The sequence below is a fragment of the Paraburkholderia sp. JPY465 genome (assembly GCF_050436725.1).
Taxonomy (GTDB): Bacteria; Pseudomonadota; Gammaproteobacteria; order Burkholderiales; family Burkholderiaceae; genus Paraburkholderia; species Paraburkholderia youngii.
Genome location: NZ_JBNDMT010000002.1, coordinates 126,626 through 145,139, shown reverse-complemented (window position 1 = coordinate 145,139; position 18,514 = coordinate 126,626). Strand labels below are relative to the sequence as shown.

The following is an 18,514-nucleotide window of genomic DNA, read 5'->3' as shown; positions in this document are numbered from 1 at the left end:
CGCTGGCGCCTTTCATCCGCATCACCCGATTAAATCGAAACCGGAGAAGCACAATGAAAACAGCAGTCTGCACTGCTGCGGTGGTTTGCGCCTTCGCGGCGCCGCTCACGGCCGACGCGCAAAGCTCGGTCACGCTGTACGGCATCATCGATACGGGCATTGCCTGGACGAATACGGTCGCGTCGTCGATCAAGGCGCAAGGGGCCTCGCGCTGGTCGATGGCGACCGGCTGGGGCAGCGGCGACCGCTTCGGCTTCCTCGGACGCGAGGACCTCGGCGGCGGTCTGTCCGCCGTGTTCCAGCTCGAAGCCGGCTTCAGCGGACTGAACGGCACGTCGTCGCAGGGCGGCCGGCTGTTCGGGCGGCAGGCGTACGTCGGGTTGGCGAGCACGCAGTACGGCAAGCTGACGCTCGGCCGCCAGTACGACTACACGTTCGACTACGTCGCGCCGCTGATGTCCTGGCTGATGTTCGGCAGCATCTACGGCGCGCACATCGGCGACGTCGACGACAGCTTCCAGACGTTTCGCCTGAACAACAGCGTCAAGTACGAGGTGAGTCCGCTTACGGGTCTGAAGCTCGGCGCGCTCTACGCGTTCAGCAACCAGGCGGGCGGCGACGCCGGCCAGGGCTTCGCCAACAACCGCGCGTACGGCTTCGGGGTCGACTACCTGCGCGGGCCGCTGCACGTGGTTGCGAGCTACCTGCAACTGAACAATCCGTCGGCGGGGCTCGCGTCGGGGAACAATCCGACCGGCGCGATCGGCGACGAGTACAGCGGCTCGACCAGCATCTTCTATAACGCGGGCTTCGTCGAGCGTCAGCGGATCTCGGCGCTCGGCGCCGGCTATACGTTCGGCGCTGCAAACGTGAACTTCATCTTCACCAACACGCTGCTCGACTATCGCGGCGGCCACAGCCTGCGTGTCAACAACTACGAGATCAACGGGCGCTACTACTTCACGCCGGCGCTGATGGCGGGGCTCGGCTACATCTTCACCGATGGCGGTGGCTATACCGGCACCGGCGCGACGTCGTTCGCAACCGGCGACCGGCCGAAATGGCACCAGGTGGACGCGGGCATCAGTTACCTGCTGTCGAAGCGCACCGATCTGCATATGTCGATGGTCTATCAGCGTCTGGCCGGCGATGCGAGCACCGTCGCAATCAACTTCTTCGGACCGGCTGGGGCGGGGCGCAATAGTCAGATCGCGGTGCTGGCGGGGTTGCGGCATCGGTTTTGAGCGAGGCGGCGGCGGTGGAGGCTCGCGCCTCCCCGCAATGGAACCAGCGACCTAGAATGATTGGTAGGAGGGGCCATGAAACGTGGTCAGGTCGTTGGGCTCATTTGCGGTGCGGTGCTGGCCGGATGCGTGTCGGCCGGTGTCGATGTGAGCCCGGAACAGATGTCGAACTTCAAGCCGGGCGTGACTACGCTGCAAGAAGTCGTGGCCGCGCTCGGTCCCGCTTCGGTAGAGAGTGCGCTGGACGACGGCTCGACGTTACTCGTCTACACCTACGTGACCTCGCGGCCTCACCCGGAAAGCTTTCTTCCGTTCATCGGGTCGCTGGTTGGCGGCTCCGACACACATAGCTCCGCAGCCGTGTTCATGTTCGGCCCGCAGGGCATTCTCAAGAGCGCGAGTACCACGACCTCGACCGTCGGCACGGGCCTTAGCAGCGTTTCGAGCGATCTGCAGCGCAAGGCGCCGGCGGCAAGTGCCAGTCCGCCCGTCGTGGTCGAACGCGTGCAGCCGCCTGCCGTGCAGAGTATCGGGTCGTTTCCGGAAGAAAACGTGCAGTCGGCGCCTGACGATGGCGTCGAAACGTCGCCGGAAGATAGCGTTCAGCCGGACTCGCGGGGGCAGCGGTAAACCGTGCTGTTCGGCACGCGTGGACACCGCCGTCCCGCTCATTGCGAGTGACCGATGTCGAGTCTGGCCGAATGATCTGACAAGCCTATCGCTTCCCCAATGCATGTTGGTCATAATCTCTTTGCGCCTGCTCGATCACATGCAGGTGCTTGATCGACCAGTCATACACTGCGCCAAACGGGACCTGGAGCGTCCGCCCGAGGTCCGTGATCGAATACTCGACCGCCACGGGCGAAGTGTTGAGCACCTCCCGAGCGATCAGGCCATTGCGTTCGAGACGCCTCAACGCCTGGGTGAGTGCCTTGTGAGTGATCCCTTCCAGCCGACGCTTGATCTCATTGAAACGCGTTGGCTTCTGCGTCAGTAGCGTAAGAATCATCACCGACCATTTGTTCGCCACCTGATCGAAAAAGGATCGCGCCGCGCAGTCCGCAAAGAACACCTGGTCCACCTCGCAAGTCATGCCGGTATCCTCCTGTATATCTGCGCACCCGAAGGTGCGTAATTGACTATAGATATCCGCTGTATAACATGGCGCCAAGGTAATCGCTTCGTGCGTGGCGCTCATTAAAATCACACAGCCGCCCGCGTTCGTTCATGTTTTTTTATGCGTAGGTTAGGACGACACATGGAAATCAAACTGCGCGAACTTTCGCGTCGTGACATGCTGAAGGTCGCCGGTGCGGCAGCGATTGCGGCCACTCTCGGCAACCATGAAGCCTTTGCTGCAACGAAACCACTGGCCACATTGTTCGCGACCGAGGCAGGCACGGGCAGGAGCGTCATGTTCATCCACGGCTGGACCTGCGATTCCCACGACTGGAGCTGGCAACTGCCGTTCTTCGAAAGCAGGTTCCGTGTCGTCGCTGTCGATCTGCGCGGGCATGGCAGGTCGGAACTGATGCCGTCCGGGAGTTATGCGCCCGCCGACTACGTCGCGGACATCGAGGCGCTTATCGAAACACAGCATCCCGGACAGAAATTCATTCTCGTCGGACATTCGATGGGCGGCCAGATCGCCGCCCGACTCGCCGCAAAGCGCGCCGATCTGGTCAGCGCGGTCGTGTCCGTCGATGGCGCGCTCGGCTTTTCCGGCGCTGCTGCCGAGCTCTTTGCGAAAACCACGCATGACCTGAATGCGAGCGATCCCGGCATCGTTGTTCGAGCGTTGTTTGAGCATGTTTACGACCGCAACACCGACCCGGCATTCAAACGTTGGCACGCGAGGCGCGTGCAGGGCATGCCGGCGCATGTCGTGCGCGAATCCTTCGGTCCGCTGTTCTTCGGCAGCGATCAGGTCGGCATCGGAGAAGCGAGCGCAACGTTCTGCAGAAGCCTTACCGTTCCCATCTATCACTTGTGTCGCGACCCCGAGCAGGCGCATCGCATGCGCCCCTGGCTCTCGCATCCAAAGTCGAAAGTGGAGGTATGGACCGATACGGGTCATTGGATCATGCAGGACCGAAGTGGCGACGCTAACGCCGCGATTAGCGCATGGATAGACGCGTTATAGCCGGCGGCCTTCGCAACTCGACCCCGGAAAACCTCGTGCCTGAACTCGACGTTCTGCTCGATGAAATCGCAGACTTCACGCCAGACGCATTCTCGACTTTGGACCAGTTCGATCCTCGTGCGCACAACTAGTGCTGATGCCGATGATGAATATCGGGGAAATGCGCGTGCGAATGGGTGATAGGCAGATGCACGTGAGGGTGCGTGTGCGGCTCGTCACCGGCATAAGGAAAATCATGCTCGTGCTGATGATGCTCGTCATGGCGATGCCGGTGCGTGTGTTCGAGAAACTCATGACGGTGCTCATGCTCATGCCGTTCGCGCACATGTAGCCAGATACCGAGCGCCATCAGGACCGCGGCGCTCCAGAAAGACGGGTTGGGCAGGGCGGGCCAGATGATCAGCGAAAGGATCACACCGAACAGCGGCGCAACGGAAAAGTACGCACCTGTACGCGCGGTACCAAGATGGCGAAGCGCAACAACGAACAGCACGAGGCTGATGCCGTAACCGCCGAGCCCGGTCAGCATCGCTGCGGTCATGGTTCCTGCTGACGGCAGCGCAGCGCCAGCCGCGATCGCGATGCCGAGATTCACGGGACCGGCCACCAACCCTTTGAGACACGCGATCACCATCGCATCGTTCGCCGAGACCTTGCGCGTCAGGTTGTTGTCGATTGCCCAGCACAGACACGCGCCGACGATCAGTAACGCACCTACCGGCACGCCTGTCTGTCCCGGATGCCACGACAGAAGCACGCCGCCCGCAACGATCGCCACCATCCCGAGAAAAACCTGAAGGTCGACGTTTTCCCGGAAGACCACCCAGGCAATCACTGCGGTCAACACGCCTTCGAGGTTGAGCAATAACGAGCTGGTTGCCGCTGGAGTGGTGGACAGGCCCAGCATCAGCAGTGCGGGCCCGGCGACGCCGCCCATCGCTATCGCCCCGATCAGCCAGGGCAGCTCGCCTTTGGTGATGCGATGGTGCGAGCCGGACTGACGCCCGCGCGATCGGAAGGCGCGCCACGCGATGCCGACGCCAAGCCCCAGGCCGCTACCGAGATAAAACAAGCCTGCGAGCATGAATGGGCTGACCGAGCCGAGCAGCGCCTTGGCCAGCGGTGTCGCGGCGCCGAACAGCGCCGCAGCGGCCAACGCGGTGAATATCGCGCCATATCCTGATCTCACAACTTCAACCTCATGTTCGCGGCAGAAGGGACAGTTTACCGACCATTGCTGGGGTGACGGATGCAATTCGTCGTACGCAGCAAAAAGTTAACTTGTAGGGAGCGTTACTGCAATGTAACGTAATCTACATGACTACACTTTCAACCTGGTCGCTACTGGTGCTGACTCTCCCGACAGAGAACGCTACCGCGCGGATGCGTTACTGGCGTGCGCTGAAGGCCCGTGGCTGCGCTGTGCTTCGGGACGGCATTTATCTGCTGCCTCACACGGAAGAGCGCGAGCAGGTGCTGCGCGAACTCGCAGGAGCCATCGCTGATAGTGGCGGCACCGCGCACCTGCTACGCGCGGCGAGCCTCGACGCCGCGCAGGAAGCGGAATTCCGGGCACTTTTCGATCGCAGTGACGACCATGCTGAGTTCATGCGCACGCTGAAGGACGCACGCAAGACAGTTTCCGGCCATTCAGCGGCGGACCTTACGAAGCTGCTTCGGCGTCTGCGAAAGGATTACGAAAGCATCGTCGCGATCGATTTCTTTCCGGGCGACTCCGCAACTCGCGCCGAGGCGGCGTGGCAGGACTTCATCGGTTTGGTCGATACCGTGCTTTCGCCGGGTGAACCCCATTCCGCCGAGCGGCCCATCCGAAGCCTGTCAGTAAGCGACTACAAGGGGCGCACGTGGGCCACGCGGCAACACATGTGGGTCGACCGCGTAGCAAGCGCCTGGTTGATCCGGCGCTTCATCGATCGCGATGCGCACTTCATCTGGCTCACATCGCCCAGTGCCTGCCCACCCAATGTGCTTGGTTTCGACTTCGACGGCGCCGCGTTCACCCACGTCGGCGAACGCGTGACGTTCGAAGTGCTGGTCGTCAGCTTCGGTCTCGACAAGGATCCCGCGCTGCTGCGGCTCGGCGAGATGGTTCACGCGCTCGACGTGGGTGGCGCCCCCGTGCCCGAAGCCACTGGGTTCGAAGCCGTGATGGCAGGGGCGAGGGAACGCGCGCCGAATGATGACCAGTTGCTTGATGAAATGGGCCGCGTGCTGGATTCGCTTTACACGCACTTTGCGTCGGCCGCGAAAGGCAGGGACGCTGGAGGACGATCGTGAACACCGCGACGGTGACGGCTCCAGGTTACACGCTCAGCCAACTGGTCCTGTACATGCTGCAGCTTGGCACGTTCGGATTCGGCGGACCTGTGGCGCTCGTCGGCTACATGCACCGCGACCTCGTTGAACGGCGCGGCTGGATCAGCGAGTCGGACTACCGTGAGGGACTGGCGCTCGCGCAGATGATGCCGGGACCACTCGCGGCACAGCTCGGCATCTATATGGGCCACGTGCACTATCACATCCTCGGCGCAACGCTCGCCGGTATCGCCTTCGTGCTGCCGTCGTTCCTGATGGTGGTTGGCCTAGGCTGGGCCTACGCTCATTTTGGCGGTCTCTCATGGATGCAGGCTGCCTTCTACGGGGTCGGTGCCGCAGTCGTGGGGATCATCGCGATGAGCGCGTACAAGCTCACCACGAAGACCATCGGCAGCAACAGGCTCCTGTGGGCGATCTACCTGACGCTCGCGGCGGTGACCGTCATCACCGAATCGGAGATCGTGTGGCTGTTCATTGCGGGCGGCCTCATCAACTGGTTCATCGTTGCCCCACCGAAATGGTTGAGCAGGGGCGGACTGAACGCAGCCGCAGCCGCCCAGCTGCCGGCTGCGAGCGGCATGCTCAGTGGTCTTGACTGGCCGCTGCTCGGCCAGATCGGACTGTTCTTTATGAAGGCGGGCGCTTTCGTGTTCGGCTCCGGACTGGCAATCGTCCCGTTCCTTTACGGCGGGGTGGTCACCGAGCATCACTGGCTCAACGACAAGCAGTTTGTCGATGCTGTGGCCGTCGCGATGATTACGCCGGGACCGGTCGTGATCACGGTTGGTTTCATCGGCTATCTGGTCGCAGGACTCGCGGGCGCTTGCGTGGCGGCTCTCGGCACCTTCCTGCCTTGTTATCTCTTCACGGTGCTGCCGGCACCGTACTTCAAGAAGTACGGCAAGCTGCCCGCCGTCAAGGCGTTCGTCGACGGTATCACTGCCGCTGCTGTTGGCGCCATTACCGGCTCGGTGATCGTGATTGCACGGCGCTCAATCGTCGACGTGCCGACTGTTCTGCTCGCGCTCGCAACCGTGCTCTTGCTGTGGCGTTTCAAGAAGCTGCAGGAGCCAATCATCGTCATCGCCGCGGCCCTAATCGGTCTTGCTGTGTACCCGCTCATCCATGCGCACGGCTAATGGAAGCGGACGCGATGTTGATTCCCAAAGGACGATATTTGATCGCCAGTCCGTTGCTTGCCTGCATGCTTGCGCCCGCCGGCTGCAAGCAGCGGCCTGGCGAAAGAACCGAGGAAGACGACGACTGATCAAGCGTTTTGCACAGCTGTGTTCAAGGAGGAGCAGCGTTATGAAATGGATTACGCGCGAACGACCCAAAGTCGACCGTATCGCCTGCCCGTGGCTGATTGCCCGTTTCATCGACAAGGAACCGGAGTTCCTCTACGTGCCTCGCGACGAGGTCATGCGCCTCGCTCAGCAAACAGGGGCGATTCCCTTCGATGTGCCGGACGTCGAACTCGGTCATCACGGCGAACTCTGCAGTTTCGATGCCTTCCTGCAGAAATATCAACTGGACGAACCCGCGCTGATCAGGCTCGCGCGCATCGTGCGAGGCGCCGACACCAGCCGGCTCGATCTGGCTCCTGAGGCGACCGGGCTCTATGCCATCTCTATTGGCCTGTCACGCAATTTCACAGACGATCATGAGCAGTTGCGACAAGGCATGATCGTCTACGACGCGCTGTATGCCTGGTGCAAGAGCAGCAATGAACACACGTGAGGAAGGTCACACTGTTTCGCTGGCAGCGCGGATGTCAAGACGGGTGTTGCCAGCAGGAGCCGACCGCGCGGCGCAACTGCTGCTGGTAAGCCGTGGACTGCGGGGCCTCTGTGACGGTTTCATCGCGGTGCTGTTACCCGCATATCTGCTTGCGCTTGGGTTCGCCAAGGTCGACGTCGGGCTGATCAGCACCGCGACGCTGGTCGGTTCCGCAGTGGCCACGATCGCGGTCGGTGTGCTTGCCAATCGCTTTGCGGCACGCCGGATGTTTATTTTCGCCGCTCTACTGATGGTCGCGACTGGCCTTGGCTTTGCGGGGCTATCGTCGTTGCTGCCTCTGCTCATCGTCGCCTTTGTCGGTACGCTCAACCCGAGCTCTGGCGACGTCAGCCTTTTTCTCCCCCTCGAACAATCCCAGCTTGCCGGGATGGCGACGGGCGATGCACGAACGGCGCTATTCGCCCGCTACAGCCTGGTCGGTGCCGTTTCAGCCGCAGTCGGTTCGCTCGCAGCGGGCGTGCCCGCGTGGCTGGTAGCACATGCACACATGGCGGAACTCACGGCCATGCGCACGATGTTCATCGTGTATGCGGCGACGGGCGGTGCGATCTGGTTGCTCTATCGTCGCTTGCCGCCTGCTGGCGCACACACTTCTGGCCTGAGCGCACCGCTCGGCAAGTCACGGCGCATCGTGACACGTCTGGCGTTGCTGTTCAGTGTCGATGCCTTTGCCGGCGGTCTGGTCGTCAATTCACTGATGTCGCTGTGGCTCATGCAACGCTTCGGCCTGTCCGCGGGCGCGGCGGGCCAGTTCTTTTTCTGGGCAGGGCTGCTTACCGCTCTCTCCCAGCTTGCTGCACCGCGACTCGCCAGCAAGATCGGGCTGCTCAATACGATGGTGTTCACGCACATCCCAGCAAGCCTGTGCCTCATCGCCGCGGCCTTTACTGCTTCGTTGCCAGTGACTTTGGCGCTGCTGCTCGCGCGCAGCGCGTTGTCCCAGATGGATGTTCCCACGCGCACCGCCTACGTGATGGCCGTCGTTACGCCGGCCGAGCGGTCCGCCGCGGCAAGCTTCACTTCGGTACCACGGAGCCTCGCTGCATCGCTCGCACCGTCTCTGGCGGGCGGCCTGATTGGCATCGGGTGGCTTGGCGCGCCGCTTGTCGCCTGCGGCGCGCTCAAGATCGCGTATGACCTTTCGCTACTTTTCGTCTTCCGTCACGTCAAACCGGATCGCTGAACGAAACGGCCCGGACTAGTTCCACCACGCAGGCGGGAGGAAACCAGACAGAGCGCAGTTCCCGAAGAGCAAAAAAATGCTGCGTACTGGATGCACCCAGTTCAAGGAGGAATTTCTGATGTCATCGTTAAGACGCCTCTCGCATGCATTGATGATCGCCACCAGTGTCTGTGCGTTTACCAGCTCAGCCAATGCAAGGCAGCCTGCGTCAATGGACACGGCTCGCATTGAACAGATCACCGGCCTGAAGGGCACACTTTCCAAACAGGAGGGCGTGTTCAAGATCACGAAACCGCGCAACGATGTAAAGGTCCAGTTAGACGGCTGGACAATGCCACCGTTCATGGGACTCACGTCCTATGCAGCATTCAAGCCGGCACACGGTTCGCAGGTCATGATGATGGGCGACACCGTATTGTTCGAAGATGAAGTCGGTCCAGCCATGAGTGCAGCGCTCGACGCCGGCCTGGAAGTGACGGCGCTTCACAATCATTTCTTCTTTGACCAGCCCAAGGTGTACTTCATGCATATCGGCGGCACGGGCGATGCTGGAAAGCTCGCGGAGGGCGTCAAGGAGGTCTACGACAGAATCGCTGAAGTCCGGGCCGCCCACACCGACCCAGAAAATGCCTTTGCTGGCCACATTGCGGAGCAGAGCAACATCACCCCTGCACCGCTGGAAGCGGTGTTCGGCGCGAAGGGCCAGACGAACAACGGCATGTTCAAGGTGGTCGTCGGCAGGACAGCCACCATGCATGGCGTCACCGTTGGCAACGAGATGGGCGTCAACACGTGGGCCGCCTTCGCCGGCACAGACGACGAAGCGGTTGTCGATGGCGATTTCGCGATGCGTGAAAGCGAGCTGCAGGCGGTACTCAAGAGCATGCGCGCATCGGGGATCAATATCGTGGCCATCCATCAGCATATGACGGGCGAGTCGCCCCGCATCATGTTCCTGCATTACTGGGGCAAGGGTAAGGCCGCCGACCTGGCCAGGGGTGTCAAGGCGGCTCTGGATGCGCAGGCCGCAATCACGCGCTAACGCTGCGCGGCCATATTCTGCGCGATGCCACCGCAGCCGCCATTCGCGCGCAGCGGTGGCCGTCGTGCCGCAGGAGGGTTTGATGAAAATCTTTCAACCTTGGCGTTTGCGCCCGGCGGTGCTCCTGTACCTCGTCCTACTCGGACTGTGTACAGCCTTGGGTGTGCTGGTGCATATGATTCCGCCCGCTGCCGGGCAGGAGGTCAACAATCTCCCACTGACACACGTCGCTGATATCCCGCTGCCGGGTCGCGCCACGCGGCTTGACTACGAAAGCTACGATCCCGAGCGCCATCTGCTGTTCATCGCGCACCTCGGCGACGCAGAGGTGATTGTCGTTGATGTGAATGCTTCGCGCGTGGTCGCACGGATTCCTGATGTTTCATCGGTGCATGGCGTGCTCGCCATTCCCGGGATGTCGCGCGTGTATGCCTCGGCGACGGGAACGGACGAGATTGTGGCCATCGATGAAGCAACACTCAAGATCGTCGCGCGCATGCCGGGCGGACATTACCCGGACGGGATGGCTTATGCGCCGGATGTGCATAAGCTTTACGCGTCAGACGAGACCGGGAGCACGGAGACAGTCGTTGACGTCCGGACCAACCAGCGCGTCACGACCATTCCGCTTGGTGGAGAGGTTGGCAACACGCAATACGATGCGCAATCGCATCACATCTTTGTCAACGTGCAGACGCGCAATGAACTGGTTGAAATTGACCCGACAGTCGACAGGATCGTCGCCCGGTTTGCCCTCCCGGGGGCCGATCACAACCATGGACTGTTGATCGATTCGATAGACCGGCTTGCTTTTGTCGCCTGTCAGGGCAATGACAAACTGCTCGTCTTCGATATGGAAGCACGGCGCGTCGTCCAGTCATTCCCCGTCGGCAAGGACCCCGACGTGCTCGCGTTCGATCCCGGCCTGGGGAGGGTCTATGTCGCTGGCGAAGATGGCGTTGTCTCGATCTTCAATGTCAAAGGCCCTAACGTTGCCAAAATCGCTGAGGGTCGGGTCGGTCCAAACGCGCATGTAGTCGCAATCGACCCTGCCACCCATCACTCGTATTTCCCGCTGAAGAACGTAGACGGACACCCGGTGCTGCGCGTAATGGCATCCGGGTGATGCGGTGATGTCCTCTACAGCAGGGGAAGTCAGGCGTGGCTGAGTTTGGGGCAGCTAAGGGCCGTTGCATCGACAGTGGGGCGGCGCCAAATAGGTGTTTGCCCGCATTCTTACCGGAAACGCTTGAAGCGAGACCAGCCGGGCTTTGTCCCTGTGTCCGCACATGAGCGTTCTCGAGAACGTGACGCTCGCGCCGATTCGCGTTCTGAAACAGAGGAAAGACGAAGCAGACGAACGCGCGATGACGCTGCTCAAGCGTGTTGGCCTCGCTCACAAGGCGAAGGAATATCCGGATCGCTTGTCGGGTGGTCAGCAGCAACGCTTGGCGATCGTGCGCGCGTTGGCGATGGACCCGATGGTGCTGTTGTTCGATGAAATTACTTCGGCACTGGACCCCGAGCTGGTCTCCGAGGTACTCAATATCGTGCGCGATCTGGCGAGCGAAGGCATGACGATGCTGGTGTCGTTCGCGGGTTGCAGGGGCGGCGTTACGACTTGCTCGCCGCACGCAGTGCCGCTCGCATGCTCATTTCTATGTCGAGAAGTCGTGCGCCGAGCTCCACGAAGCTGCTGCGCCCCTCGCCGAAAACTTCGCCGTTCATGTAGATCGTCGGCACGACGCTGATATCACGCGCGGACAGCTCACTCTGAAAAATTCCGCCGTCGATCGTAACGTTGTGAATCCGTGGATTGATCACCGCCATCATGTTCAGCGCTTGCACGACGTCCACACAGCTGCCGCACGATAACGAAATATAGGTTTCGAAATAGTAGTCACGTTCCAGTGTTCGAATCCGTTCGATGGTCGTATGGTCTGCGACGACCGGATGCCCGCCAACGTGGAGGATTGCAAGGACAAGGGACGAAAATTCAGGCCCTGTTGGGGTGGCGGCAAACTGAATGCAGGCATCTGCTCCCACCTGCCTGATTGAAAAGGAGGGCTTGCGCTCGTCGCCGTGCTGCTCCTCGACGACCGTGACCAGGTCGGTCAACGACGCAATTTCGTTCAGCATCGCCAGCATTAAGTGCGATGTTTGACTACCGCCCGGCGACACGATCAATTCGACGGGTCTGCGAAGGTTTCGCAGATACGTCTGCAGTTGTGACCTCAGATCGATGTTCAGCATTTGAATTTCGATTCCGTAGCAACCTGCACAGGGTGATGTGAGGAGCCTAACGCCACAACAACACGCGGGTACCCACAACCGGCAGCGCCGGTTGGTGGGTAGGGAGTGCCTCGCAATGCTCCCCCAACATCGGGACGATTTGGTGCGCTATCGCACACATTCAAAGCGGTCGCGAATTACCTCCAATGCTTGTCACCGTGCCTGCTTCAGCGGCAACTTCGGCCAGCGTCGAGGGTGACAATGCCACCGAAGCGTCCGCAGCGCAACTGATCTTCAAAGCTCGATGACGTATGACTGGCCGGGTTCCAGTGCACAAATTGTCAGAAAGCGAAGTGGGCGTTCCGGGTCGCAGTTGCGAAAAAGCGTATGCGGCACGTCCGTCCTGTCCTGCAAAGACGCGCCGGCCGAGTATCGTCGGGGAGCGTCGCTGCCGTATGCAGACTCGGCTACGCCTTCCAGTATGTAGACGATTCCACCAACCGGATGCGCGTGCAGCGGGGCCACGCCACCGGGTGGGTAAGTCACCTCGGTCAGAACGAGTTCCTGACCACTTCCCGGCATCGGCATACGTTCGAGCACGCGTCGCGTGACACCCTGAAACCCGCTTGCTCCGGTATCGGCAGCGGGATCGACAGGTTCAGTCATGGCAAAACTCCTCCCAGCGCAGGCACGATGACCCGATCGAACCCGTCGGCTGCGCTCGGCGCCTCGACCGACATCCGCATTTCGAGCGCCGTGCGCACCTGACGCTTCATTTCCACCACACGAAGGTCGACGGGCCGTGAGTGCGGGTCCTGCTGCGCCGCCAGATCGTTTGCGGTGTTGATGGCATTCAGTACCGCAGTGAGGCCGGTATCGAACACGTCGTCGAGGGCGCGGACGCCCAGCTTCATGGCGTAAACGCTATCAAAGTTGACATTTACCGCAATGGTACAGCGGGAACGGCGCACCTACATTACTCGTCACCGAAACCCGTTTGACGAGCACAAGGAGTCGATATGAATCAGCCGTCCCAACATATTCTGGGCACCCCCATCCGGTCTGCGTTGACGACCCGACAGGGGCATCTGCGGCAAGGTGGTTCGATGGCGGGTGAGCGCATGCAGGTCGATGGTTATGTCGAGATCAGCGCGGTCTGCGTGCATAACGACTATCGCGGCAAGGGCCTCGCAGGCCGACTCGTGAATGTCTTGCGCAGGAACATCGAGGCACGCGGGGACACGGCGTTCCTGCATGTTCGCAATGACAATCATGCCGCGATCGGCTTGTATGAACGCCTGGGGTTCAAATTGAGGCGGCCCTTTCACCTGATCAGCATCGAGCGTGTTCCTGCGCCGGTCTGCTGATCTATCGTTGAGTCATTGCGTCAACCACGTCCCGGGTCTTGACGACGGCGTGCGCAAGAAACGCAAAGTTGGTCAACGCAGCCTTATAACCGTCGCCCCAAACCGGATGCCGCGGTCCCGCTGTGGCATCGGCGACGACGGATACTTCGAAGCCCTGTTCGAGCAGGTCGCGCAGGTGAGCCTCGACACACATATTGGCGAGCATGCCGCCCAGTACGACCTTCTGTACGTTGCGCTTGCGAAGCTGCAGCGTCAGGTCGTTCGTTTGCGGACCAAAAACCTTGTGCGGGCTCACGACGATGGTTTCCCCATCGTCGATGAACGGCTTGAACTCCTCCAGCCAGTCAGCGCCCGATTTCTCGAATCCGCTCAGATTCAGTGCGCCTGTGCGAGCAAAAGTGCCGGTTGCAAACTCGTCCGTCTCCAGCGGGCCATTGAATTTCCACGTGCGATCGGTCGGATAGAAGTAATGCGGCGAGATGAAAACGCTGAATTTCGCCGCTTTTGCCGCCTTGAATATCTGCAGCATGTTTTCGACGGTCCGGTTTTCCGTCACGCTGGCTCCAACAGCGCCCCAGTTCTTCCCCAAAGGGCTGAGCACATCGATTTGGGGATCGATAAACACAACGGCGGTGTCCGTGGGATCGTATTTCATGATTCGAGCTCCAGAGGGTGAAGACTGCGCGTGCCGATTTGCGAAGAACAGCTTCTATCTACATCACTCGAGCGAGTGAGACGAAGTGTAGGCAAAGTCGCGCGTCGCACACCAAGGAAACTTTCCACGCGTTGTGCAGGTTTGCACGTTTATCGCCGATCACGCACGACTATGCGACAGCTTGCGCGAAAGAAATTCGTCGATATACGCGGCGATTTCCGCGCCGTGCGTTTCGAGCGCAAAGTGTCCGGCATCCAGCAAATGGACTTCCGCCGATGGAATATCGCGTCCACATAGGCATTGCCATTCTGGCTGATGATCGCCGTCACACGTTCGGGATGTGCAACAGCGAGCCGGTAACCGGTCGGCGCACCGTCGTCGAATGCGTAGATCGCGTAGCGACTGAGTTGCAGCATCTCGGTGAAAGCGTCGATGACCTTGGCGAGATTGTCGAACGTGTAGTCGAATTCGCCGCGCGGCGGCGCCTTGGTCTGACCGAAGCCAGGAAGATCCGGTGCGACGAGCCGGTAGCGGTCGGCCAGCAGCGGCATCAGATCGCGGAACATATGGCTCGACGTGGGAAAACCATGCAGCAGCAGGATGACGGGCGCGTCTGCCGGACCGGCTTCCCGGTAGAACACTTCGACATCACCGACCTGTCGAGTCTTGTACTGGACGGGATGGGCGGGCAGATTGCGAACGTTCATGGTGCTGCCTCCGTGTGTCGACGATGCCGTCATCAGGCGGCCTGGTTTGCTAACGTTGAAAACCCATTGCAGTTGGGCTAGCGGATGAAGGCTCCCACTGTCGATATCTACTCCAGCAGCATGTTGTCAGATGTTCCGCCGCCGTGGCCGGCGCGGGCATCGTCATGCGGTCTGCGTTTGCAAGAGCGGAACGCTTCGGCTGCCTGACAGTGAGGCCGCCCGACAGCGTCAACAAGACTTCGGTCATTAGCCATCCGTTGAAACGGTGGTGGCCTCCCACGCGCCGATTTCCGCGTTCAACGCCGACAGCTTGTCTCGAACGAGCCCGAGTGCGTCGCTACCGAGCAAAAGATGCGCGGGCGGATGTTCCGCTGCGATGGCGGCCAGCATTGCCCGCGCCGCTTTCCCAGGATTTCCCAATTGCTTACCGCTTTTTTCCTCGCGGGCCTGGCGGATGGGATTGAAGATCTCGTCGTAATCCGGAATCGAGCGGGGCGTCCGAGTCATCGAGCGACCCGCCCAGTCAGTGCGAAACGAGCCCGGCGCCACCGCCGTCACGGCAATACCGAACGGCTTGACCTCTTTGCCGAGCGCCTCGGAGATGCCTTCCAACGCAAACTTGCTGCCGCAGTAATAAGTGATTCCGGGCATCGTGATGTAGCCGCCCATCGATGTGATATTCACAATGTGACCGCGGCGGCGCGCACGCATGAATGGCAGGACGGCCTTCATCATGGCGACCGCACCGAAAACGTTGACATCGAACTGTCGGCGCATCTCCGACAGAGGCGATTCCTCCATGATGCCCTCGTGACCGTAGCCGGCATTGTTGACCAGCACGTCGATGGGTCCGACGCTGGCCTCGATTTCCGCCACGACGCCGTCGATCGCGTCGAAGTCGGTCACGTCGAGCACGCGTGCGCAAGCGGCGTTCGTGGCCAGGGACTCGAATTCGCGCTTTGCCTGGGCACTTCTCACCGTACCGACGACCTTGTGACCCATCGCCAGCGCTTCCTGTGCGAGCGCGCGGCCAAAGCCGCTGCTGACGCCGGTGATGAGCAGAGTTTTGCTGGATGCCATTGAAGCTTCTCCCGAATGTCGATTGGAGAGTGCATACTAATCTGGCAAACGAGGCAAAATAAGCCGAATTCCGCTGAGTTTCTTGCACAAAACTATGAGCACAATCCGCGCTTCGACCCAGCACCCAGCTTTATCCTCGCGAAGCCAGAAACGCATGGTTGCGTTGCTGCGCGCGTTGGCGCCCGACGAGGGCTACAACCTGACGGCACTGCCGAGCGTCCGCATCTTGCGGTCGAACCGGGCGCTATCGCGCACGCCCGTTCTGTACGACCCCGGTATCGTGATCGTCTGCCAGGGCCGCAAGCGTGGTTATTTCGGCGACCAGCTGTACCTGTATGACGAGAGCCACTATCTGGCCGTATCCGTGCCTGTGCCATTCAGCATGGAGACCGACGCAACCGAGGAGCATCCACTGCTCGCGCTGTATCTGCACCTCGATTTCGCATTGGCCGCCGAACTCGCGGAGCGCATCGACCGCGAAGGCGTGGCTGAGCGCCCACCAGCACCTCAGAGCATGATGTCGACGCCGATGGATGATGCGATGCAAGCGTCCGTGCTGCGATTTCTCGAGGCGATGCATCGGCCACTCGAAGCGGCTGTGTTGGGTGCCGGGCTGCTGCGTGAACTGTATTTCCGCGTGCTCACCGGAGCCCAGGGAAGCTCGTTGCGCGAGGCTTTGGCGATGCGAGGACAGTTCGGCCAGATAGGCCGCTCACTGCGCGTGATTCATGCAAGCTATGCGCAGCCCCTCGACGTAAGGCAACTGGCCGACGAAGCGGGTATGAGCATTCCGAGCTTCCACAGCCACTTCAAGGCCATTACACAGGTATCCCCGATGCAATACGTGAAGTCGACGCGCCTTCATCAGGCCCGCCTGTTGATGGTGCGCCACGACCTGACGGCGGAGGCGGCGGGACACGCTGTGGGTTACGCGAGCCCGTCCCAGTTCAGCAGGGAATTCAGGCGTCTGTTTGGCTTGACGCCGGCCGCGGAGGCGAGGCGGATGCGCGAGAGCTTCGCGATCCCGGCGGCATTCGCTGATACGGCTTACGTGTCGTCGCACTGATTCTGGGGCACCGGCACTGCTGGATTCTCTTCGTCAGCGCTCATCGCTTCTGATAGGTGCCGATCAGTTCGGCGTGCGTGAGTACGTGCCCTTGCATGGCCTTCTCGAGCGCAGCCTTGCTGGGGCTTTTCAAATCGGGCAATACGGTGTCGAGCGCGTACAGCTTGTGGAAATAGCGGTGACGTCCAACGGGCGGACACGGGCCGCCGTAAGCGGCACGCTTGAAGTCATTGGTGCCTTCGAGCGTGCCGCCCGGCAAAGGCTGTGCATCAGCGCCATCGGCTAACCCGGTGGCTGTCGGCGGGATGTTGTAGAGCACCCAATGCACCCAGGTCATTCTCGGCGCGGCGGGGTCCGGCGCGTCGGGGTCGTCGACGATCAGCGCCAGGCTTTTTGCGTTCGCGGGTACGCCGGACCACGCGAGCGGCGGGGATACATTGGCGCCCTCGCAGGTATGCTGCACCGGAATCTCGCCGCTCTGTCGGAAGGCTTGCGACGTTAGCGTGAGTGTCATGGCAGCCTCCTCGTTGGGTCGCGACCATGCTTTTATTCTAGGTCAGCGCCCACGGAGGTCGCGCGCGGCGAGTTCACGTATACGCGGATCGAACGACCGTATGCCCGCGGCAGAGGCGACGTCCGATTTACCGCGCGGTGTTGCCAGCCAAGCTTGCGCTTATTGGCCGACTGGCGACTTCGTGGATGGGGTCGCCAGTGAGTTGTTGACCCCGTAAGCGGGCTGGCGGGACGTCGAGCTACCGTCCGTGCTCATCGTGTTCATCGGCTGGCCCGAGGTCGGCGACGCCGCGCCGCTGTCCGTGCCGGTGGCGCCAGGCGTGCCATAGCCACTCGTTGGAGCGGCCGGCGACTTCGTGGACGGAGTCGCCAGCGTGTTGTTGCTTTGTGCATATACGCCGCCCGACAGCATCAGCGCGGCGACGGCCGCGATCAATGTGCTGGTTGCCTTGTTCATGAAGCGCTTCTCCTTTGATGGATTGCGATTTCGACGCAAACGCGATGCTCTCGTACGTTTCCGTCAGGGTCGCGAAACTCCAAGTTTAGGAAAGCGAAGGCTGATAGTTATGCGCATTATTCACAATGGTGAATATCGATTTTCGGAATTAACCGGGCAATCTGATGCGCGCTCGTTCCTAATCGGCACGGCGGCCGGCGATCATTTCTTGTCACGCATCCATGGCGTAAACGTGATGCCGGTCAGCAATCCTTCCGGCCCGATAAAGCGGCTGACAGTCTGGCCCCACGGCTCAGTGCGGTTCCTGACCAGCATTCGATACCCTTGCGATTCAAGTTCTGCCGTTGCCGCTTCGACGTCGTCGACGTCGAACTCGATCCAGGCTTGCGGAATGGGTACGTCGGCAGGCCACGATTGCGTGCCGAAGCACGACTGAGAGGCGTGAGAGAGCGGCCACAACGCGAAAGAGTTTGCGCCGTTCAAACTCTCCGTATGCAGATAGCCGCCGTTCTCTTCCTTGAAGGGGATACCGAAGGCGCGGCGGTAGAGATCGCGGCTTGGCTGGGCGTCGGTCACGATCGGGCCAAAGCCTGCGATGAACAAGGCCGTGGTAACGGGGATCTTTTGCATGGCTTCTCCTTTGCCGCGAAAGGGCGGCGGGTGAGCGGCGGGGCGGGTGAGAGGTTTT

At 61.0% G+C, this 18,514-nt stretch carries 21 protein-coding genes and 2 pseudogenes; 12 read left to right on the top strand and 11 right to left on the bottom strand.

Translation table 11 applies throughout. The features are described from left to right. The first annotated feature begins 53 nt into the window (after nucleotides 1-53). Nucleotides 54-1,244 (top strand): porin, encoded by a 1,191-nt coding sequence (locus QFZ94_RS02735; RefSeq protein ID WP_368583628.1) that lies wholly within the window; start codon nucleotides 54-56, stop codon nucleotides 1,242-1,244. 75 nt (nucleotides 1,245-1,319) lie between these two features. Further along, nucleotides 1,320-1,874, top strand: a complete 555-nt coding sequence (locus QFZ94_RS02730) for a hypothetical protein (protein ID WP_410849255.1) — start codon at nucleotides 1,320-1,322, stop codon at nucleotides 1,872-1,874. An 85-nt stretch (nucleotides 1,875-1,959) separates the two neighbouring features. Here QFZ94_RS02730 and QFZ94_RS02725 read toward each other — a convergent pair whose 3' ends face one another. Beyond that, the gene (locus tag QFZ94_RS02725; protein WP_429455505.1) at nucleotides 1,960-2,337 is read right to left on the bottom strand and encodes a winged helix-turn-helix transcriptional regulator; all 378 of its coding nucleotides are present in this window, start codon (nucleotides 2,335-2,337) and stop codon (nucleotides 1,960-1,962) included. A 165-nt stretch (nucleotides 2,338-2,502) separates the two neighbouring features. On the opposite strand from QFZ94_RS02725, the gene QFZ94_RS02720 reads away from it, so the two are divergent. After that, complete coding sequence (locus QFZ94_RS02720) at nucleotides 2,503-3,387, top strand: alpha/beta fold hydrolase (protein WP_429455504.1); 885 nt, start codon at nucleotides 2,503-2,505, stop codon at nucleotides 3,385-3,387. 127 nt (nucleotides 3,388-3,514) lie between these two features. On the opposite strand, the gene QFZ94_RS02715 is transcribed toward QFZ94_RS02720, so the two are convergent. Continuing rightward, nucleotides 3,515-4,576, bottom strand: a complete 1,062-nt coding sequence (locus tag QFZ94_RS02715; RefSeq protein ID WP_429457681.1) for a DMT family transporter — start codon at nucleotides 4,574-4,576, stop codon at nucleotides 3,515-3,517. A 128-nt stretch (nucleotides 4,577-4,704) separates the two neighbouring features. Here QFZ94_RS02715 and QFZ94_RS02710 point away from each other — a divergent pair, with 128 nt between their 5' ends. From QFZ94_RS02710 to QFZ94_RS02680, 7 genes and pseudogenes are all read left to right on the top strand, one after another. Next, the gene (locus QFZ94_RS02710; RefSeq protein ID WP_429455503.1) at nucleotides 4,705-5,685 is read left to right on the top strand and encodes a chromate resistance protein ChrB domain-containing protein; all 981 of its coding nucleotides are present in this window, start codon (nucleotides 4,705-4,707) and stop codon (nucleotides 5,683-5,685) included. Then, on the top strand, nucleotides 5,682-6,863 hold the full coding sequence (locus QFZ94_RS02705) for a chromate transporter (RefSeq protein WP_429455502.1): 1,182 nt from the start codon (nucleotides 5,682-5,684) through the stop codon (nucleotides 6,861-6,863). The genes QFZ94_RS02710 and QFZ94_RS02705 overlap by 4 nt, the downstream gene beginning before the upstream one ends. A gap of 169 nt (nucleotides 6,864-7,032) precedes the next feature. Then, nucleotides 7,033-7,464: a chromate resistance protein ChrB domain-containing protein gene (locus QFZ94_RS02700; protein WP_429455501.1), complete on the top strand. Its 432-nt coding sequence runs from the start codon at nucleotides 7,033-7,035 to the stop codon at nucleotides 7,462-7,464. Next, nucleotides 7,451-8,707, top strand: coding sequence for an MFS transporter (locus QFZ94_RS02695; RefSeq protein ID WP_429455500.1), 1,257 nt, complete (start codon nucleotides 7,451-7,453; stop codon nucleotides 8,705-8,707). The genes QFZ94_RS02700 and QFZ94_RS02695 overlap by 14 nt, the downstream gene beginning before the upstream one ends. A 211-nt stretch (nucleotides 8,708-8,918) precedes the next feature. Beyond that, nucleotides 8,919-9,749 carry a DUF1259 domain-containing protein gene (locus tag QFZ94_RS02690; protein ID WP_429457679.1) on the top strand — a complete coding sequence of 277 codons (831 nt, stop codon included), beginning with the start codon at nucleotides 8,919-8,921 and terminating at the stop codon, nucleotides 9,747-9,749. 82 nt (nucleotides 9,750-9,831) lie between these two features. Then, on the top strand, nucleotides 9,832-10,875 hold the full coding sequence (locus QFZ94_RS02685; RefSeq protein ID WP_429455499.1) for a hypothetical protein: 1,044 nt from the start codon (nucleotides 9,832-9,834) through the stop codon (nucleotides 10,873-10,875). 148 nt (nucleotides 10,876-11,023) lie between these two features. Beyond that, nucleotides 11,024-11,335: pseudogene (locus tag QFZ94_RS02680) on the top strand (ATP-binding cassette domain-containing protein); the annotation flags it as partial. 28 nt (nucleotides 11,336-11,363) lie between these two features. Here the strand turns inward: QFZ94_RS02680 and QFZ94_RS02675 are convergent. From QFZ94_RS02675 to QFZ94_RS02665, 3 genes are all read right to left on the bottom strand, one after another. Continuing rightward, nucleotides 11,364-12,002, bottom strand: coding sequence for an alkyl hydroperoxide reductase (locus QFZ94_RS02675; protein WP_410849248.1), 639 nt, complete (start codon nucleotides 12,000-12,002; stop codon nucleotides 11,364-11,366). A gap of 273 nt (nucleotides 12,003-12,275) precedes the next feature. Next, nucleotides 12,276-12,647 carry a cupin domain-containing protein gene (locus QFZ94_RS02670; RefSeq protein ID WP_429455498.1) on the bottom strand — a complete coding sequence of 124 codons (372 nt, stop codon included), beginning with the start codon at nucleotides 12,645-12,647 and terminating at the stop codon, nucleotides 12,276-12,278. Further along, on the bottom strand, nucleotides 12,644-12,895 hold the full coding sequence (locus QFZ94_RS02665) for a hypothetical protein (RefSeq protein ID WP_429455497.1): 252 nt from the start codon (nucleotides 12,893-12,895) through the stop codon (nucleotides 12,644-12,646). Before QFZ94_RS02665 ends, QFZ94_RS02670 begins: the two co-directional genes overlap by 4 nt. Before the next feature lie 105 nt (nucleotides 12,896-13,000). Between QFZ94_RS02665 and QFZ94_RS02660 the strand changes: the two genes are divergently transcribed. Further along, nucleotides 13,001-13,348, top strand: a complete 348-nt coding sequence (locus tag QFZ94_RS02660) for a GNAT family N-acetyltransferase (RefSeq protein ID WP_429455496.1) — start codon at nucleotides 13,001-13,003, stop codon at nucleotides 13,346-13,348. Between the two features lies 1 nt (nucleotide 13,349). Here the strand turns inward: QFZ94_RS02660 and QFZ94_RS02655 are convergent, their stop codons facing one another. The 3 genes and pseudogenes from QFZ94_RS02655 to QFZ94_RS02645 form a co-directional block, all read right to left on the bottom strand. After that, a complete protein-coding gene (locus tag QFZ94_RS02655; protein ID WP_368583615.1) occupies nucleotides 13,350-14,003 on the bottom strand; it encodes a cysteine hydrolase family protein in 654 nt (217 codons plus the stop codon). A gap of 281 nt (nucleotides 14,004-14,284) precedes the next feature. After that, nucleotides 14,285-14,710, bottom strand: a pseudogene (locus QFZ94_RS02650) (alpha/beta fold hydrolase); the annotation flags it as partial. 246 nt (nucleotides 14,711-14,956) lie between these two features. Continuing rightward, nucleotides 14,957-15,790, bottom strand: coding sequence for an oxidoreductase (locus QFZ94_RS02645; RefSeq protein ID WP_429455495.1), 834 nt, complete (start codon nucleotides 15,788-15,790; stop codon nucleotides 14,957-14,959). Nucleotides 15,791-15,884: 94 nt separating this feature from the next. Here QFZ94_RS02645 and QFZ94_RS02640 point away from each other — a divergent pair, with 94 nt between their 5' ends. Beyond that, entirely contained in the window at nucleotides 15,885-16,856 is a 972-nt protein-coding gene (locus QFZ94_RS02640; RefSeq protein ID WP_429455494.1) for an AraC family transcriptional regulator, read from the top strand. A gap of 40 nt (nucleotides 16,857-16,896) precedes the next feature. Here QFZ94_RS02640 and QFZ94_RS02635 read toward each other — a convergent pair whose 3' ends face one another. The 3 genes from QFZ94_RS02635 to QFZ94_RS02625 form a co-directional block, all read right to left on the bottom strand. Then, a complete protein-coding gene (locus tag QFZ94_RS02635) occupies nucleotides 16,897-17,370 on the bottom strand; it encodes a YbhB/YbcL family Raf kinase inhibitor-like protein (protein WP_368583611.1) in 474 nt (157 codons plus the stop codon). A gap of 159 nt (nucleotides 17,371-17,529) precedes the next feature. Next, nucleotides 17,530-17,826, bottom strand: a complete 297-nt coding sequence (locus QFZ94_RS02630) for a hypothetical protein (RefSeq protein WP_368583610.1) — start codon at nucleotides 17,824-17,826, stop codon at nucleotides 17,530-17,532. Between the two features lie 201 nt (nucleotides 17,827-18,027). Further along, nucleotides 18,028-18,456: a VOC family protein gene (locus QFZ94_RS02625; RefSeq protein ID WP_368583609.1), complete on the bottom strand. Its 429-nt coding sequence runs from the start codon at nucleotides 18,454-18,456 to the stop codon at nucleotides 18,028-18,030. Nucleotides 18,457-18,514: the final 58 nt, after the last annotated feature.

Bases quoted from the DNA above. Each gene is read 5' to 3' on its own strand.
- QFZ94_RS02735 (WP_368583628.1), top strand. From the start codon at position 54: ATGAAAACAGCAGTCTGCACTGCTGCGGTGGTTTGCGCCTTCGCGGCG.
- QFZ94_RS02730 (WP_410849255.1), top strand. From the start codon at position 1,320: ATGAAACGTGGTCAGGTCGTTGGGCTCATTTGCGGTGCGGTGCTGGCC.
- QFZ94_RS02725 (WP_429455505.1), bottom strand. From the start codon at position 2,337: ATGACTTGCGAGGTGGACCAGGTGTTCTTTGCGGACTGCGCGGCGCGA.
- QFZ94_RS02720 (WP_429455504.1), top strand. From the start codon at position 2,503: ATGGAAATCAAACTGCGCGAACTTTCGCGTCGTGACATGCTGAAGGTC.
- QFZ94_RS02710 (WP_429455503.1), top strand. From the start codon at position 4,705: ATGACTACACTTTCAACCTGGTCGCTACTGGTGCTGACTCTCCCGACA.
- QFZ94_RS02700 (WP_429455501.1), top strand. From the start codon at position 7,033: ATGAAATGGATTACGCGCGAACGACCCAAAGTCGACCGTATCGCCTGC.
- QFZ94_RS02695 (WP_429455500.1), top strand. From the start codon at position 7,451: ATGAACACACGTGAGGAAGGTCACACTGTTTCGCTGGCAGCGCGGATG.
- QFZ94_RS02690 (WP_429457679.1), top strand. From the start codon at position 8,919: ATGGACACGGCTCGCATTGAACAGATCACCGGCCTGAAGGGCACACTT.
- QFZ94_RS02685 (WP_429455499.1), top strand. From the start codon at position 9,832: ATGAAAATCTTTCAACCTTGGCGTTTGCGCCCGGCGGTGCTCCTGTAC.
- QFZ94_RS02675 (WP_410849248.1), bottom strand. From the start codon at position 12,002: ATGCTGAACATCGATCTGAGGTCACAACTGCAGACGTATCTGCGAAAC.
- QFZ94_RS02670 (WP_429455498.1), bottom strand. From the start codon at position 12,647: ATGACTGAACCTGTCGATCCCGCTGCCGATACCGGAGCAAGCGGGTTT.
- QFZ94_RS02665 (WP_429455497.1), bottom strand. From the start codon at position 12,895: ATGAAGCTGGGCGTCCGCGCCCTCGACGACGTGTTCGATACCGGCCTC.
- QFZ94_RS02660 (WP_429455496.1), top strand. From the start codon at position 13,001: ATGAATCAGCCGTCCCAACATATTCTGGGCACCCCCATCCGGTCTGCG.
- QFZ94_RS02655 (WP_368583615.1), bottom strand. From the start codon at position 14,003: ATGAAATACGATCCCACGGACACCGCCGTTGTGTTTATCGATCCCCAA.
- QFZ94_RS02645 (WP_429455495.1), bottom strand. From the start codon at position 15,790: ATGGCATCCAGCAAAACTCTGCTCATCACCGGCGTCAGCAGCGGCTTT.
- QFZ94_RS02640 (WP_429455494.1), top strand. From the start codon at position 15,885: ATGAGCACAATCCGCGCTTCGACCCAGCACCCAGCTTTATCCTCGCGA.
- QFZ94_RS02635 (WP_368583611.1), bottom strand. From the start codon at position 17,370: ATGACACTCACGCTAACGTCGCAAGCCTTCCGACAGAGCGGCGAGATT.
- QFZ94_RS02630 (WP_368583610.1), bottom strand. From the start codon at position 17,826: ATGAACAAGGCAACCAGCACATTGATCGCGGCCGTCGCCGCGCTGATG.
- QFZ94_RS02625 (WP_368583609.1), bottom strand. From the start codon at position 18,456: ATGCAAAAGATCCCCGTTACCACGGCCTTGTTCATCGCAGGCTTTGGC.